11 protein-coding genes are annotated in these 15,620 nt (G+C 73.0%); 5 read left to right on the top strand and 6 right to left on the bottom strand.

Features of this window, described 5'->3' with window-relative positions; all coding sequences use genetic code 11:
* Nucleotides 1–159: 159 nt before the first annotated feature.
* From LOK55_RS03100 to LOK55_RS03085, 4 genes are all read right to left on the bottom strand, one after another.
* Complete coding sequence (locus tag LOK55_RS03100) at nucleotides 160–1,509, bottom strand: DivIVA domain-containing protein (protein ID WP_229934190.1); 1,350 nt, start codon at nucleotides 1,507–1,509, stop codon at nucleotides 160–162.
* A 143-nt stretch (nucleotides 1,510–1,652) separates the two neighbouring features.
* Nucleotides 1,653–3,629 carry a M3 family metallopeptidase gene (locus LOK55_RS03095; protein ID WP_229934189.1) on the bottom strand — a complete coding sequence of 659 codons (1,977 nt, stop codon included), beginning with the start codon at nucleotides 3,627–3,629 and terminating at the stop codon, nucleotides 1,653–1,655.
* 73 nt (nucleotides 3,630–3,702) lie between these two features.
* Nucleotides 3,703–4,518, bottom strand: coding sequence for a helix-turn-helix domain-containing protein (locus tag LOK55_RS03090; RefSeq protein ID WP_229934188.1), 816 nt, complete (start codon nucleotides 4,516–4,518; stop codon nucleotides 3,703–3,705).
* The gene (locus LOK55_RS03085) at nucleotides 4,518–5,204 is read right to left on the bottom strand and encodes an NUDIX hydrolase family protein (RefSeq protein ID WP_196383270.1); all 687 of its coding nucleotides are present in this window, start codon (nucleotides 5,202–5,204) and stop codon (nucleotides 4,518–4,520) included. Before LOK55_RS03085 ends, LOK55_RS03090 begins: the two co-directional genes overlap by 1 nt.
* Before the next feature lie 90 nt (nucleotides 5,205–5,294).
* On the opposite strand from LOK55_RS03085, the gene LOK55_RS03080 reads away from it, so the two are divergent.
* Nucleotides 5,295–6,002, top strand: a complete 708-nt coding sequence (locus LOK55_RS03080; protein WP_229934187.1) for an alpha/beta hydrolase — start codon at nucleotides 5,295–5,297, stop codon at nucleotides 6,000–6,002.
* A 342-nt stretch (nucleotides 6,003–6,344) separates the two neighbouring features.
* Entirely contained in the window at nucleotides 6,345–8,036 is a 1,692-nt protein-coding gene (locus LOK55_RS03075) for an ABC-F family ATP-binding cassette domain-containing protein (RefSeq protein ID WP_229934186.1), read from the top strand.
* A 258-nt stretch (nucleotides 8,037–8,294) separates the two neighbouring features.
* Here the strand turns inward: LOK55_RS03075 and LOK55_RS03070 are convergent, their stop codons facing one another.
* Nucleotides 8,295–8,582, bottom strand: coding sequence for a hypothetical protein (locus LOK55_RS03070; protein WP_229934185.1), 288 nt, complete (start codon nucleotides 8,580–8,582; stop codon nucleotides 8,295–8,297).
* A 24-nt stretch (nucleotides 8,583–8,606) separates the two neighbouring features.
* Complete coding sequence (locus tag LOK55_RS03065) at nucleotides 8,607–8,912, bottom strand: beta-lactamase family protein (RefSeq protein WP_229934184.1); 306 nt, start codon at nucleotides 8,910–8,912, stop codon at nucleotides 8,607–8,609.
* Between the two features lie 78 nt (nucleotides 8,913–8,990).
* On the opposite strand from LOK55_RS03065, the gene LOK55_RS03060 reads away from it, so the two are divergent.
* The 3 genes from LOK55_RS03060 (at nucleotide 8,991) to LOK55_RS03050 (ending at nucleotide 15,619) form a co-directional block, all read left to right on the top strand.
* Nucleotides 8,991–9,944 (top strand): hypothetical protein, encoded by a 954-nt coding sequence (locus tag LOK55_RS03060; protein WP_196383275.1) that lies wholly within the window; start codon nucleotides 8,991–8,993, stop codon nucleotides 9,942–9,944.
* A gap of 68 nt (nucleotides 9,945–10,012) precedes the next feature.
* On the top strand, nucleotides 10,013–14,809 hold the full coding sequence (locus LOK55_RS03055; RefSeq protein WP_229934183.1) for an ATP-dependent helicase: 4,797 nt from the start codon (nucleotides 10,013–10,015) through the stop codon (nucleotides 14,807–14,809).
* A gap of 27 nt (nucleotides 14,810–14,836) precedes the next feature.
* Nucleotides 14,837–15,619, top strand: coding sequence for a DNA-formamidopyrimidine glycosylase family protein (locus LOK55_RS03050; RefSeq protein ID WP_229934182.1), 783 nt, complete (start codon nucleotides 14,837–14,839; stop codon nucleotides 15,617–15,619).
* The last annotated feature ends 1 nt before the right edge of the window (nucleotide 15,620 follow it).

Below are 15,620 nucleotides of genomic sequence, written 5' to 3'. Positions count from 1 at the left end.
TCACCGTCACGCTCCCCGCGAGCGACTCCCGTCCGCCTCACGGATCGTCGGATCGGTGGTGCGGATGTCACCGAGTGGGGCACAGCAGACGACACCAGCCCCACGGCTCCGACGGATGGTGACGTGGGCGCCGCCCGAACCTGGCATCGCCCGGAGGCGTCAGGCCTCGGTGGTCTCGTCGAGGCCCGAGTCGGCGAGCGGCGGCTCGGCGGCGGCCTCGAGCACGGCGGATGCCGCGTCGCCGGCGCCCTCGGAGCGCATGAGCTCCTTGACCTCGGCCATGAAGCTCGTCAGCTGCTGCTGCTGCCAGCGCAGGCTGCGGGTGCGGTCTTCGGCGTCGCGCAGCACCGACTGCGAGTGCTGGGTGACCGTGTCGATGATCTTCTGCGCCTTGGTGCTGGCGCGGTCGAGGATCTCGCGCGAGCGCAGCTTGGCGTCGGCCTCGAGCTGCTGCGACTGCGCGCGCATGAGCTTGTCGAAATCGTCGGCCTTCGCCGTGATGCGCTGAGCGTGCTCGATCGACGCCGTGACCTGGTCGTTCGCGTCGGCGGTGATGCGCTCGGCGTGCGCGACGGCCTGGTTGTGCAGCACGAGGAACTCCTGCTGCGCGTCGTCTTGCCGGCGGGTCAGCGCCTCTTCGAATTCGAGGGCGCGCATGCGCTGCTCGCGCACGGCCTCGTCGGCCTCGGCGCGCGACTGCTCGCTCTCGCGGGCGACGAGCGACCGCAGGGCCGCGGCACCCTTCTCGGCTTCGGTGCGGATCGCGGCGGCCTCTTGATCGGCCTGAGCCACCTTCTCGGCGGCGTGCGCCGCTTCGCGCTCGAGCTGGGCGCTGTGGGCGGTCAGCTCGGTCTCGATGCGCAGCCGCGCCTGCGCGGCGTCGGTCTCGGCCTGCGAGCGGAGCGTGTCGGCGTCGGCCTGCGCGGCGGCGCGCTGCGCCGCGATCTCGTCGCGGGCGGCCTCGAGCAGGCGGTCGGCCTGCACGCTGGCGTTCTTGATGATGACGGATGCCTGGTCTTCGGCGACCCGCAGCACCTCTTCGAACCGTTCCCGGCCCTTGGTCGATTCGTCGGCGGCGTTGACGAGCTCGTCGGAGAGGGTCTGCACCTTGTCTTCGGCGTTGGTGGCGCGCGCCTGCTCGACCGCGAGATCGGCCTCGAGGCTCGACAGCTTCGCCTCGAGTTCTTCGATGGTCGAGAGGTGGGTCTTGACCGTGAGGGCGGCGCGACGGTACTTGTCCTTCAGCTGGGCGAGCTCTTCGGAGCTGCCGCTGTGCCGGCGGGTGAGCTCGGCGATCGCGGCGTCGACCTCGGCCTTGTCGTAGCCACGGAACGTCGTCGTGAACTCGGCCTGGCCGCCCTGCCCGCTCTGACCTGCCCGCGCCGGGGCCGACCCCGCAGACCCCGCGGTCGCGCCGGCCATCAGCTCGTCGAACGGCGACACCGACGAATCGCTCGTGCCGGCGGCGCGCGCGGCGGGGTTCTCGGTGTTTTCAGGCAGGTCGGACACGGGAACTCCGCTTCGAGGCAGGCGCCGCAGGCGCCGGGGTGGGGGATGGCGGCTCGGGTAGGCCGACACACGAATCGTACCCGAACGACGCCGTCTTTCCGCGGCCTCGCGCAGTGAATGGGCGGGCCCCGGTCACGCCGAAGTCACGCCCCGGCGAGCCACTCCCGATACGCGTCGAACGCGAAGGGTCGGCCGAGGAACCGCTCGACGAGATCGGCGGCGTCGCGGCTGCCGCCGGGCTCGAGGATCTCGCGGCGGTAGCGCTCCCCGGCCTCGGCGTTCAGCAGGTCGCCGCCGAAGCCCGACAGCAGGTCGCGGGCGATCACGAGGCTCCACTGGTACGTGTAGTAGCAGGCGCCGTAACCGGTCAGGTGCCCGAACCCGGCGTAGGAATGCAGCCCGGGGAGCGGCTGCACGGGCGAGGTCACCCGGTACCAGTGCTCGGTCGCGGCCTGCAGATCGGCGGGGCGGTCGACGTGCAAGTGGTACGACACGTTCGCGTGGCCGAGCTGACGGCGCACCTCGAGGGCGCGCCCGAAGCGATCGGCGACGACCATCTTCTCGACGAGCTCGGCGGGGATCGGCTCACCCGCCGCGTTCGCGGTGAAGGTCGCGAGCACCTCGGCATCCCACGCCCACTCCTCGAGCAGTTGGCTGGGCGCCTCGACGAAGTCCCATTCGGTGGCCACCCCCGAGAACCGGGCGAAGCGCTGCGCGCCGCCGAGGATGTCGTGCACGAGGTGCCCGAACTCGTGGAAGAACGTCGTGACCTCGTCGTGGGTCATGAGCCCGCGCGAGAAGTTGCACAGAAGCGCCGCCTCGGGAACGACGCGGCCGGTGATCCCGGGCGCGATGCCGAAGCACGCCGCGTGGTTGTACTTTCCCTCGCGCGGGTGCAGGTCGAGGTGGATGCGGCCCAGCAACTCGCCGTCGCGCACGACGTCGTACGAGTGCACATCGGCGTGCCAGGTGGGCACATCGACCGGCACGTATTCGATGTCGAACAGCCGCCCCGTGATGGCGAGCACCCCCGGCAGCACCCTGTCGAAAGGGAAATACGAGCGCACGAGCTGCGCGTCGACGTCGTGCCGCTCGCGACGGAGAGCCCCGAGCAGGTAGAAGAAGTCGGCGATGGTGACTTCGGATGCCTCGGGGTCGTCTTCGCGCAGCCGCTCGAGCAACACGGGGTATTCCGCGGCGGCTGCGGCGGCGGATGCCTCGTCGAGCCGCGCCAAGAAGTCGGCGATCGCCGCTCCGCCGCCGGGGCCCGCGCTCCCGCCGCCACCGGTGCCCGCGCCGCGCCCGATCATGCGCGTCTCGGTCTCGTAGTCGGCCCACGAGCCGTAACCGAGAAGCTGCGCGAGCTCGGCGCGCACCGCGAGGAGCTCGGCGAGCACGGCGTCGTTCTCGGGCCAGGCGAGGTCGTTGTACGCGGCCACGATCGCCGTGCGGGTCGCCCGATCGACGGCGTACTCGCGCACCGGCATGAAGTCGGGGTAGTCGGTCGTGAGCACGACGAGCCCGTCGTCGCCGGCGGGGTGCTCGTCGAGGAAGTCTTGCGGAAGCCCCACGAGCGCCTCGGGTGCGACGCGGATCTCGCGGCGACTCTCGCGCAGATTGCGCGAGAACTCGAGGCTCAACTCGGTCTCTCGCTCGGTGAGGGCGCGCACGCGAGCGCGTTCGGCCTCGGGCAGATCGACGCCGCCGCGGCGGAAGTCGCGCAGCACCTCGTCGAGCAGGCGCCGCTGCTCCGCGTCGAGGTCTGCGCGCGCCTCGTCGGTGTCGACGGCGGCGAACGCCGCGAACAGGGCGGGTTCGAGCAGACGGCCCGCCGACAGGGTCTCGAGCTGCTGCACACGCTCTTCGGCGACGGCGCGCACCGCGGCATCCGGGTGGGACTCGCTCAGCAGGTACACCTCGCTCGTCGCTTGGCGGAGGGCCAGATCGGCGTCGTTCCAGAGGTCGAGGCGCGCCGCGGCATCCATGTCGTCATCGCCGGTGCGCGTCAGGCGCTCGTCGACGGCGGCGACCAGCTCGACCGCCGCGGCGGGCCGTTCGGCGACGAACGCGAGCCACCCGTCGAGGTCGGTCGGATAGGCGATCGGCGCGGGAGAAGTCATGCGTGCGAGCCTACGCGCCGGGCCCGACACCGCCACGGCGCGCGGCCGGCCGGCCGCCAGCGAGGCGAGTGGGTCAGCGACGCCGCAGAATCATCTCGGTCACGCTCGGCTTGAACCGGCGGGCCACGTACGAGACCGCCTCGTCGACCCCGAACGCCCGTGTCGAGTTGCCCACGCGCACCCACAGTTCGGTGCTGCCGCCCGCGCTCACGAAGACCGGTTCGGCCGCGCGCGGGCACCGCACGATGCAGATCTCGGCCCCGTCGACCCGCGCGAAGCGCACACGCGGCAGCGCGGCGGCGTTCTTGCCGAGCGACGAGGCCAGCATGTCGCGCAGCCACAGCTCGAACCGGTCGGCGTCGGGCGTCCGCAGCGTCGCGTAGTCACGGTCGAGCCCGATCGGCGTGCCCGCGTCGTCGACGCCGATCACGAGCGTGCCGCCCGCACTGTTGAGGAAGGCGGCGACGGTCTTGGCGACCACCTGCTCCATGCGCGCGTCTTTCTTCACTTCGCGCACATTCCAGCGGGCCGTCTCTTTGAACTCGACCCGGTCGCTCTCGCCCGCCGCGAGCATCGCGGGCACATCGGCGTTCCCCGATCCCCCGGTGATCACGGCGGCGATTCCCGCCGCGAGGAACGACAGCCCCGCGCTGCACGCGAACGCGAGCACGATCGTCGTCGGCATCCACAGCCGCAGACCCGAAAACAGGCTGCCCGCCAGCAGCATGCCCGCGCTGAGCCCCAGGATCGACACGAGGATCATGACCGACAGCGGCAGCGACAGCCGCCGGCGGAACACGCGCTGCACAACCCACGCGATGCCCGTCGCGAAGAGCAGCGCGATCGGCAGGGCGATGCCGAACTCGATCAGCGCGTCACTGCGCCCCATCAGCGCAGCGCGCCGACCGACGCGAGCGCCTGGCGCACGAGGATCGAGCGACCGCCCTCCATCTCAGAGGCGAGGGATTCGGACGACGCCTCTTCGGGAGACATCCAGGTCACTTCGAGCGCGTCTTGGCGCGGCTCGCACGTGCCGGTGACGGGCACCACGAACGCGAGCGACACCGCGTGCTGACGGTCGTCGTGGAACGCGGTCATGCCCGGCAGCGGAAAGTACTCGGCGACCGTGAACGGCACCGGCTGCGGCGGCAGCAGCGGGAAGGCCATCGGGCCCAGGTCGTTCTCGAGGTGGCGGAACAGCGCGTCGCGCACGGTCTCGCCGTAGCGCACCCGGCCCGACACGATCGAGCGGGTGATCTCGCCGAGCGGGGTCGCCCGCAGCAGCACGCCCACCTGCGTCACCTGGCCCATGCCGTCGGTGCGCACGGGGATCGCCTCGACGTAGAGGATCGGCAGGCGCCGGCGCGCCTCGGCCAGCTCGACCTCGGTGAGCCAGCCGGGGTTCGCGGCGTTGCCGGGAGCGGGCGAGCCGAACGAGCCGTCGCCGAGCGGATGCCCCGGAGAGCCCGCGCCCCCACCGCCGAAGCCTCCGCCGCCGAGTCCGCGCAGCGGATCGCGGGGGTTCCCGTCGTCGTCGCGCTCGTTCGGATCGGGGTCGGGGGTGCGGACGGCCATGCCTCCTGTATACCCCGAAGCCCGACCTGTGCGGGACATCCGTGCGGGACTTCGGTGCACGACGTCGCACCCTGCTGTCAGGATGTCGGCATGAGCGATGCACCCCACGACATCGGCACGGCGGGCGGCCTGGGCGCCGACCCGGCCGCCGACGCGCCGCAGCTCGACGACGCCGCCGTGCTGTGGTCGGCGCCGCCCGAAGAGCGCGCGGGCAGGCCGCTGCTGGTGCTGCTGCACGGCTACGGCTCGAACGAGCGGGACCTGTTCGGGCTCGTGCCCCACCTGCCGCAGGAGTTCGTCTACGCCGCGGTGCGCGCGCCGCTCTCGCCGCCCTTCCCGGCGCCGGGCTGGTCGTGGTTTCCGATCGAGGGTCTGCACGCGAGCGACCCGGCCGCTGCGACCGCGGCAGCCGTCGCGTTCGCCGACTGGGTGTCGCGGGCGACGGATGCCGAGACGCCGGTGGGCCTACTCGGGTTCTCGCAGGGCTCGGTCATCGCCCTGCAGGCGTTGCGGCTTCACCCCGACCGCTTCTCGTTCGTCGTGAACCTCGCCGGCTTCGTCGCCGACGGCGACCTGCCGACCGACGCGGCCCTCGCCGAGCGCCGACCGCCCGTGTTCTGGGGGCGCGGAGCGCGCGACGAAGTGATCCCCGCCGACCGGGTCGCCCACACGATCGAGTGGCTGCCCCGCCACGTCGAGCTGAGCGGGCGGGTCTACCCCGGCCTCACCCACAGCGTGTCCGAAGAAGAGCTCGCCGACGTCGTCGCGTTCCTCGGCACACGGCTCGACGCGCGCTGAGCGCGCGAGGCCGGGGACCGGCTCGCGCGCAGAGGGCGCGAGGCGGCGGTCTGTCGCGGGTGCGAGGCATCCGTTAGGCTGTTCCGCGTTCCCCGTCCCGAGTGTGAGGAAGACCGTTGAAGGGTTTCGACGCCGCGCTGTGATCTCGCGCTGAGCCGTCGACCCTCCGTTCACTCCCACGGACACCCGCTTTTCCGGGTCATCGACGCGCCTGCGCACCCACCCCCGCGCCGGCCGTCGACCCTCCGCCTCCCGCGCCGCGCGCTCGCTCTGCGAAGCCCCCGCCGCCTCGGAGCCGCCCGGTGTCGCCGCGCCTCGCGCCCCGACACTCCGGAGGACACCATGCCCGCACATCCCACCACCCCATCGGTCGCCCTCGACCGCGTCACCTTCACCTGGCCCGACGGCACCCCTGCCCTGCAGCAGCTCTCGGGAGCGTTCGGCGCGAGCCGCACCGGTCTCATCGGGCGCAACGGCTCGGGCAAATCGACCCTGCTCTCGCTCATCGCCGGGGTGCACACCCCGGCATCCGGCACCCTCGCGGTCGCGGGAGACGTCGACCTGCTGCCGCAGCGCCTCACCCTGCAGACCGATCGCCGCGTCGCCGACGTGCTCGGCGTCGGCGACTCCCTCGACGCCGTACGCGCCATCACCGCCGGCGACGTCGACGCCCGGCACTTCGACACGATCGGCGACGACTGGGACGTCGAGGCGCGCGCGACCGCCGCACTCGACGAGGCGGGCCTTCCCGCCGGCGCCCTCGACCGCCGCATCGGCGAGCTGTCGGGCGGCGAAGCGGTACTCGTCGCGCTCGTCGGCGTGCGCCTGCGCGGGCGGCCGATCGCCCTGCTCGACGAGCCCACGAACAACCTCGACCGGAGCGCGCGGGCGCGCGTCTACGACCTCGTGCGACACTGGCGCGGCGCCCTCATCGTCGTCAGCCACGACCTCGCGCTGCTCGAGCTGATGGACGAGACCGCCGAGCTGTACGGCGGCACGCTGTCGACCTTCGGCGGCCCCTACTCGCAGTGGCGCGACGCGATGGATGCCGAGCAGGCTGCGGCCCGTCAGGCCGAGAGCGCGGCGCGGCAGGCGGTGCGGCGCGAGAAGCGCGACCGCATCCACCAGGAGCAGGTCATCTCGTCGCGCGCCGCGATGGGGCGCAAGGCCGCCGTCGAGAAACGGGTGCCGGGCATCGTCGCGAACGCGCGCAGGCGCGCGGCGCAGGAATCGGCGGGGAGGCTGCGCGTCGAGGCATCCGGCAAGGAGGCCGACGCGCGCGCCGCGCTCGACCTCGCGGAGCGGCGCGTGCGCGACGACGACACCGTGCGCATCGACCTGCCCGATCCCGGCGTCGGCGCGGGCCGGCGGCTCGCGACGCTCGCCTCGGAGGAGCGCGCGTGGGTGCTGCAGGGGCCCGAGCGTGTCGCCCTCGTGGGCCCGAACGGCGCGGGCAAGACCACGCTGCTGCGGCGGCTGGTGGCCGCAGGCTCGGGGGCTTCGAGGGTGGCATCAGCAGGGCGAATCGACCTTTCGGGGCCCGCCGAGGCGCCCGGTGACCGGTTCGCCCTGCTGTTGCCCCGGATCGAGGCCCACACCGATCGCGTCGGCTACCTGTCGCAGCGGGTCGACGGGCTCGACGACGCGGCCTCGCCGCTCGAGAACCTGCGGCGCGCGGCGCCGGGCGTGGGCGACGTCGAGCTGCGGAACCGGCTCGCCCGGTTCCTGTTGCGCGGCGACACGGTGCTGCGCCCCGTCGCGGCGCTGTCGGGCGGCGAGCGGTTCCGGCTGGCGCTCGCGTGCGTGCTCATGGCCGACCCGCCGCCGCAGCTGCTCGTGCTCGACGAGCCGACGAACAACCTCGACCTCGACACCGTCGACCAGCTCGTCGGCGCCCTCGCCGCCTACCGGGGGGGCGTGCTCGTGGTGAGCCACGACGACGCATTCCTCGCGCGCCTCGACCCAAGCCTCGTGCTCGAGCTGCGCGAGGGCCGCCTGGCCGAGGTACAGCTCGGCGGCGAGCGCGCCGGCTGAGCGGCGCGACGTACCGTATTCAGTCTCAGCGCGCGGGCCCGGCGAGCGCGGCCGCACAATCCCGCGGCCGCATCGCCGCCGCGCCCGCGCGCAGACTGAATACCGTACGCGGGCCCGCCCCGACCTCCGCCCAGCCCCCGCCCGACCCCCGCCGCAGAGGTCAGTCGCCGGCGCTCGCGGCCCACAGCGTGCCCGAGGTGAGCGGCGTGAGTCCGGGGTAGCCGGGCGTGAGGCCCGCCGGTTCGGTGGCGTTCAAGATCACGATCGCGAGCTTCTTGTCGGGGCAGTACGCCGCGATCCCGTTCGAGCCGGGATCGCGCCCGCGTGACCGTGACAGGTGCCGACGCCGGGCACCTGCCAGGTCGCGAGGCCCGCGCCCTCGCCGAGCTGCACGTGCGGCACACCTGATGCGTCGTAGGCCGCGGAGTAGAACTCCGACGACAGCGGCGTGATCGTCAGCATCTCGTCGAGGTGCGCGGCATCGACGACGTTGCCGCCGACGAGCGCGCGGATCCAGACCGCCTGGTCGGCGGCAGAGCTCACCATGCTGCCCGCCGCCCACGCCCCCGGCTACTGCGGCGAGGGTTCCTGCGCCTCGACGGTGCCGTTCTTGCCGGCGCACGCGGCGCCCTCACCCCCGGCGCACGTGAGCACGAAGCCGTTCACGGCGTCCTGGCCCGACCCCTCACCGTCGAGGTAGGTGTGCGTCAGCCCGAGCGGTTCGATGAACCGCGTGCGGACGAGCTCTTCGTAAGGGGCATCCGCGGCGATCTCCGCGATGCGGCCGAGCATGATGTAGCCGGCGTTCAGGCCCAGCGCCAGCGCGATGACGGGGATCGCGAGGCCGCCGCCGGGCGCGGGGAGACAATCCACCATGAGATCAGTGTCCTGATCCGTCCATACGGCTGACAAGAACCTCTTGCGGACGTGTCCGCTACAGGACACTCTGGGGCGATGGATGACGCTTCTCTCCTGGCCCTCGCCTACCGCGGCCGCCCCGCGACGGTCGCCGAGCTGGCGACCCTCGCCCAGCTTCCGGTCACAGGCATCCACGACGCGGTGGCGCGGCTGCGCGATCGCGGACGGCTCGGCGGGCAGGGCGACGACCTCGTCTACGCGAATCCGGCCGACTGGGCGGCGGAGTCGGTTGCCGCGCGCGCGGCGGAACTGCGCGAGACCGCACGCGACCTGCTCGGCGAGATCGAGCGGGTCGTGACGGAGCTCCCCGGCATGATCGGGCACTGGTCGATCGGCCAGACGACGGCCGATCCGATGCCGGTCGTCACCCGCCACGGGCCGCGTGCGTCAGAAGACGTCTGGTTCGAGTTCGGGCGCCGCGACGTCGGCACGCTCGATGCCGTGCTGCCCGACATCGACCGCTTTCTGACGAGCCCCGACGAGCGGGTCGCCCGGTTCTCGGCGGCGTTCCGCGCCAAAGACGCCGTACGCGTCATCCTTCCGACGGCGGTCGCCGACGACCCCCGCATGGCCGCCCTGCTCACCGCCTTCACGGCCGCCGGCATGGAGTACCGGTTTCTCGACGACCCGCCGAGCTGGTTCTGGATCGACGGCGACCAGATCGCGATCCCCTACGAGTGGGGCGAGCATCGGCCGACGAGCGTCGTGAGCGTGCGCAGCGGCGCCCTGGCGGGAATGCTCTCGGCCTATTTCAGCTCGCTCTGGCGCACGGCGACGCCGGCGACGACCTCCTCCGAACCGTGGACGGGGCTGCTCCTCCTCATGCGTCGGGGGCTCACGCTCGACGCGGCATCGCGCCAGATCGGCGTCAATCCGCGCACGGGGCGGCGGCGGATCGCCGCGGCCATGAGCCACTACGGGGTGTCGACGCTGTTCGCACTGGGGGCGGCGTGGGCGGCCGACGGCGCGCATACCACCCGGGCCCGCTGAGCCGGCGGGCGCGGGCGCTGTCGGCGAACACCCGCGCCGATGTCGGAGGGGCGCGCGAAGATGGATCGATGAGCGACGTGCTCGAGCGATTCGGTCCTGCGACCCAGGACTGGTTCCGTGGCGCCTTCGCGCAGCCGACGGCGGCGCAGGCCGGCGCGTGGGAGGCGATCTCGCACGGTCGGCACGCCCTCGTCGTCGCGCCGACGGGCTCGGGCAAGACGCTGTCGGCGTTCCTGTGGGCGATCGACCGGGTGTTCCGCGAGCGGCCGCCGGCGCCCCCGGTCGACGACGCGATGCCCGCGGACCCCGCCGCGAAGCCGGGCGCGAAGCGCACGAAGAAGCCCAAGGCGGATGCCGCGCGTACGAGCATCCTCTACGTCTCGCCCCTCAAGGCGCTCGGCGTCGACGTCGAGCGGAACCTGCGCTCACCGCTCGTCGGCATCGGCCAGTCGGCGCGGCGACTCGGCATCGCGGTGCCCGACGTGACGGTCGGGGTGCGCTCGGGCGACACCCCGTCGGCCGATCGCCGCAAGCTCATCGCCGAACCGCCCGACATCCTCATCACGACGCCCGAATCGCTGTACCTGATGCTCACGAGCCAGGCATCCGAGACCCTTCGCGGCGTGCACACCGTCATCGTCGACGAGGTGCACGCGGTCGCGGCCACCAAGCGCGGCGCGCACCTGGCGGTGAGCCTCGAACGGCTCGACGCGCTGCTCGAGCAGCCCGCGCAGCGCATCGGGCTCTCGGCGACGGTGCGACCGATCGACGAGGTCGCGCGCTTTCTCGGCGGATCGGCGCCGGTCGAGATCGTCGCCCCGCGGGCGACCAAGGCCTTCGATCTCACCGTCGTCGTGCCGATCGACGACATGCTCCACCCGCCGCCCCCGCCGAGTGCCGACGTCGAGGCCGATGATGAGGCCGAGACGGATGCCACGGCAGGCGCCGGCGACAGCGGCGACGGCGACTGGTTCTCCGCACCGTCGCAGCCGTCGGAGGTCACCGGGTCGGTGTGGCCGCACGTCGAAGAGGCGATCGTCGACCGCGTGCTCGCGCACCGCTCCACGATCGTGTTCGCCAACTCGCGACGCCTCGCCGAGCGCCTCACCGGGCGCCTCAACGAGATCTACGCCGAACGGCTCGGGCTCGAGACACCCGAGCCGGCGGTCCCCGCCGCCATGATGGCGCAGGCTGGAGCGTCGGCGGGCGCCGAGCCCGTGCTCGCGAAGGCGCACCACGGGTCGGTGTCGAAAGAGCAGCGTGCGCAGGTCGAAGACGAGCTGAAGAGCGGCGTGCTGCGCTGCGTCGTCGCGACGAGCTCGCTCGAACTCGGCATCGACATGGGGGCGGTCGACCTCGTCATCCAGGTCGAGGCGCCGCCGTCCGCGGCATCAGGCCTGCAGCGCGTCGGGCGCGCGGGCCACCAGGTCGGCGAGATCAGTCGCGCGGCGCTCTTTCCCAAGCACCGCGGCGATGTGCTGCACACCGCCGTCGTCACCGAGCGGATGCTCGCCGGTCAGATCGAGGCGATCGCGGTGCCCGCGAATCCGCTCGACATCCTCGCGCAGCAGACGATCGCGGCGTGCGCGACGGGCGCGATCGACGTCGAGGAATGGTTCGAGACTGTCCGCCGCTCGGCGCCCTTCCGCACGCTGCCGCGCTCGGCCTACGAGGCGACGCTCGACCTGCTCGCCGGCAAGTACCCGTCCGACGAGTTCGCCGAGCTGCGGCCGCGCGTCGTGTGGGATCGCGATCACGGCACGCTCACCGGCCGCCCCGGCGCGCAGCGCGTCGCGGTGACGAGCGGCGGCACCATCCCCGACCGCGGCCTGTTCGGCGTCTTCGTCGCGGGTGAGACCCGGAACGCCCGCGTGGGCGAGCTCGACGAAGAGATGGTCTACGAGTCGCGCGTGAACGATGTGTTCACCCTCGGCACGACGAGTTGGCGGATCGTCGAGATCACCCACGACCGCGTCAACGTGCTGCCCGCGTTCGGCCAGCCCGGAAAGCTGCCGTTCTGGCACGGCGACGGGCTCGGCCGGCCCGCCGAACTGGGCGAGGCGCTCGGCCAGTTCTCGCGCGAGGTCGCGGGCTCGGCCCCCGAGAAGGCCACCGCGAGGCTGCGCGAATCGGGGCTCGACGACAACGCGATCGGCAATCTGCTCGCCTACCTCTCCGAGCAGAAAGAGGCGACGGGCACGCTGCCGACCGACCGCACGCTGACCGTCGAGCGCTCACGCGACGAGGTCGGCGACTGGCGCATCATCTTGCATTCCCCGTACGGCATGCATGTGCACGGGCCGTGGGCCCTTGCCGTGAACGCGCGCATCCGTGAGCGACTCGGCGTCGATGGATCGGCGGTCGCGAGCGACGACGGCATCATCGTGCGGGTGCCCGACGCCGAAAGCGAGCCACCGGGTGCCGAGCTGTTCGTGTTCGAGCCCGACGAGCTCGAGCAGATCGTGACCGACGAGGTCGGGGGCTCTGCCCTGTTCGCCTCTCGCTTCCGCGAGTGCGCGGCGCGCGCCCTGCTGCTGCCGCGGCTGAATCCGAACAAGCGCTCGCCCCTGTGGCAGCAGCGCCAGAAGTCGGCGCAACTGCTCGAGGTGGCGAAGAACCACCCGACGTTCCCGATCATCCTCGAGACGCTGCGCGAGGTGCTGCAAGACGTCTACGACCTGCCGTCGCTGCTGCGCATCGCGCGATCGATCGGCGACCGCCGCATCCGTCTCGTCGAGACGACCACGTCACAGCCGTCGCCCTTCGCACGCGACCTGCTGTTCGGATATGTCGGCGCGTTCATGTACGAGGGCGACTCGCCGCTCGCCGAGCGTCGCGCGGCCGCGCTGTCGGTCGACCCGGCTCTGCTCAGTGAGCTGCTCGGCAAGGTCGAGATGCGCGAACTGCTCGACCCGGGCGTCATCGCGCAGTTCGAAGCCGAGGCGCAGCGCCTCGCCCCCGACCGGCGCGTGCGCGGCGTGGAAGGCATCGCCGACCTGCTTCGCCTGCTCGGACCGCTCAGCGCCGACGAGGTCGCGCTGCGTCTGCAAGCCGACAAGCAGGGCGAACGGCAGGGCGAGAAGACGGATGCCGAGGCCGCCGCCCCCCCGCCGGCCGACGAACGCACCGCGGCCGCGTACCTCGACGAGCTGGTGACCGCGCGCCGCGCGATCCCCGTGGCGATCGCGGGCGCGCAGCGGGTGGCGCAGATCGAAGACGCCGGGAGGCTCCGTGACGCCCTCGGGGCGGCGCTGCCCGTCGGCATCCCGAACGCGTTCCTCGAGCCGGTCGTCGATCCGCTCGCCGACCTCGTCGCGCGCTTCGCGCGCACCCACGGACCGTTCCGCACGGCAGACGTCGCCGCGCGCTTCGGCCTCGGCACGGCCGTCGCCCGCCAGACGCTGCAACGGCTCGAGTCGCAGGGCCGTCTTGCGAGCGGATTCTTCCTCCCCAGCCCCGGCGCGGGCGCAACGGGCGGTGCAAGCGCGGGAGACGACCTCGAGTGGTGCGACGCCGAGGTGCTGCGCCGATTGCGGCTGCGCTCGCTCGCGGCCATCCGCGGCACCGTCGAGCCCGTGCCGCCGCAGGCGTTCGCCCGCTTCCTCCCTTCGTGGCAGCACGTTGCGGGGTCGGCGGGCGGGCGGCCGCTCGAGGGCATCGACGGCGTGCTCGCCGCGATCGAGCAGCTGGCCGGAGTGCCGCTGCCCGCGAGCGCGTGGGAGTCGCTGATCCTGCCCGCGCGGGTGTCGGACTACCGCTCGACCATGCTCGACGAGCTGACGGCGACCGGCGAGGTGGTCTGGTCGGGTCACGGCTCGCTGCCCGGCCGCGACGGCTGGATCGCCCTGCACCCGGCCGACACCGTGGCCCTCACCCTGACCCCGCCCGACGACCCCGAGCCGCCGACCGACCTCGAGCAGCGCGTGCTCGACCAGCTCACGAACGGCGGCGCGTACTTCGCGGGGCAGCTCGCCGCGGCGGCGGGCGCCGAGAACGAGCAGTCCGTCATCGACGCCCTCTGGAACCTCACCTGGACGGGCCGCGTCACCAACGACACCTTCGCCCCCGTGCGCGCCCTGCTCGGCGGCGGATCGCAGGCGCACCGCACCGTGCGGCGCACGCCGCGCGCGCGGATGTTCCGAGGGATGCCGCTGCCCACCCGCCCGGCCGGGGCCACAGCTGCCCCGCAGCGGCCTCCCTTGATCGGCGGCCGGTGGTCGATCCTGCCCGCACCGAGCGGCGACGACGTGCTGCGGGCCACGGCCGCCGCCAGCCTGCTGCTCGACCGCTACGGGGTCGTCACCCGCGGCAGCGTGCAGGCCGAGGGGATGCCGGGCGGTTTCGCGCAGGCGTACCGGATTCTCGCCGGGTTCGAAGACTCGGGTCACACCCGTCGCGGCTACTTCATCGAGCAGCTCGGCGCGGCGCAGTTCGCGGCCTCGGCCACGGTCGACCGGCTGCGCGAGTTCGCCGCGCTACCCGACCCTGCGCCGCTCGGCGCTCTGACCCTCGCCGCGACCGATCCGGCCAACCCTTACGGCGCCGCGCTGGCCTGGCCGGCCCTCGACGGCGTCGGGCACCGCCCGGGGCGCAAGGCGGGCGGCCTCGTGACGCTCGTCGACGGCGCGCTCGTGCTCTACCTCGAGCGCGGCGGCCGGTCGGCGCTCGCGTTCAGCGAGAACGAAGAGGTGCTCGCCGCCGCGGCGCGCTCGCTCGTCGAGACGTCGCGCGCCCACCGGCTCGACACCCTCACCGTCGAACAGGTGTCGGGCGCGTTCGTCTACGGCACCCCGGTCGGGCGCGCGCTGCTCGCGGCGGGCTTCGTCGAGTCGAGCCGCGGGCTGACGCTGCGGCGCGCGCGATGACGGCCCGGGCCGGGGAACGGGGCACCCGTGCCCGAGGGTGACACCGTCTTCCGCGCCGCGCGCCGCCTCGACGAGGCGCTCGCAGGCCACGAGGTCACGCGCTTCGACATCCGCGTACCGGCGCACGCGACCGCCGACCTCACCGGCGAGACGGTGCAGGCCGTGGTGCCGCGCGGCAAGCACCTGCTGATGCGCATCGGTGACTACACGCTGCACTCGCACCTCAAGATGGAGGGCCGCTGGCTCGTCTTCGCGCCGGGCGAGCGCTGGCGATCCCCCGCCTTCCAGGCGCGCGCGATCGTCGGCACCGAGCACGCGGTCGCCGTCGGATTCGAGATCGCGATGGTCGATCTCGTGCGCACCGCCGACGAAGACTCGCTCGTCGGCCACCTCGGCCCCGACCTGCTGGGCCCCGATTGGGACGCCGCCGAGGCAGCGCGGCGCGTGGCATCCGACCCCAGGCCCGTGCACGTGGCGATCCTCGACCAACGCAACCTCGCCGGGCTCGGCAACGAGTACGCCAACGAGCTGCTGTTCGTGCGCGGCCTGCTGCCCATGCGGCCGGCGAGCGAGCTGGATGCCCCGGTCGTCGCGGGCCTCGTCGACACGGCCGCCCGCATGATCCGCGCGAACCGCGACCGCAACGGGCGCACCTTCACGGGGAACACGCGACCCGGCCAGCAGAACTGGGTCTACCGCCGCGAGCGCCGCCCGTGCCGGCGCTGCGGCACCCTCATCCGCCGCACCGAACTCGGTGCGACCGAGACGAGCGAGCGCATCGTGTTCTGGTGCCCCGTGTGCCAGACCTGAC

Source organism: Microbacterium sp. F2E, from assembly GCF_020905435.1.
Taxonomy (GTDB): Bacteria; Actinomycetota; Actinomycetes; order Actinomycetales; family Microbacteriaceae; genus Microbacterium; species Microbacterium lacticum.
The sequence above is the reverse complement of the archived record's forward strand: the minus strand, read 5'-3'. Positions and strand labels throughout refer to the sequence as shown.

Excerpts from the sequence above, each read along its gene's own strand:
- LOK55_RS03060 (WP_196383275.1), top strand. The coding sequence starts at position 8,991 with ATGGATGACGCTTCTCTCCTGGCCCTCGCCTACCGCGGCCGCCCCGCG.
- LOK55_RS03080 (WP_229934187.1), top strand. The coding sequence starts at position 5,295 with ATGAGCGATGCACCCCACGACATCGGCACGGCGGGCGGCCTGGGCGCC.
- LOK55_RS03070 (WP_229934185.1), bottom strand. The coding sequence starts at position 8,582 with ATGGTGAGCTCTGCCGCCGACCAGGCGGTCTGGATCCGCGCGCTCGTC.
- LOK55_RS03095 (WP_229934189.1), bottom strand. The coding sequence starts at position 3,629 with ATGACTTCTCCCGCGCCGATCGCCTATCCGACCGACCTCGACGGGTGG.
- LOK55_RS03085 (WP_196383270.1), bottom strand. The coding sequence starts at position 5,204 with ATGGCCGTCCGCACCCCCGACCCCGATCCGAACGAGCGCGACGACGAC.
- LOK55_RS03055 (WP_229934183.1), top strand. The coding sequence starts at position 10,013 with ATGAGCGACGTGCTCGAGCGATTCGGTCCTGCGACCCAGGACTGGTTC.
- LOK55_RS03065 (WP_229934184.1), bottom strand. The coding sequence starts at position 8,912 with ATGGTGGATTGTCTCCCCGCGCCCGGCGGCGGCCTCGCGATCCCCGTC.
- LOK55_RS03075 (WP_229934186.1), top strand. The coding sequence starts at position 6,345 with ATGCCCGCACATCCCACCACCCCATCGGTCGCCCTCGACCGCGTCACC.
- LOK55_RS03090 (WP_229934188.1), bottom strand. The coding sequence starts at position 4,518 with ATGGGGCGCAGTGACGCGCTGATCGAGTTCGGCATCGCCCTGCCGATC.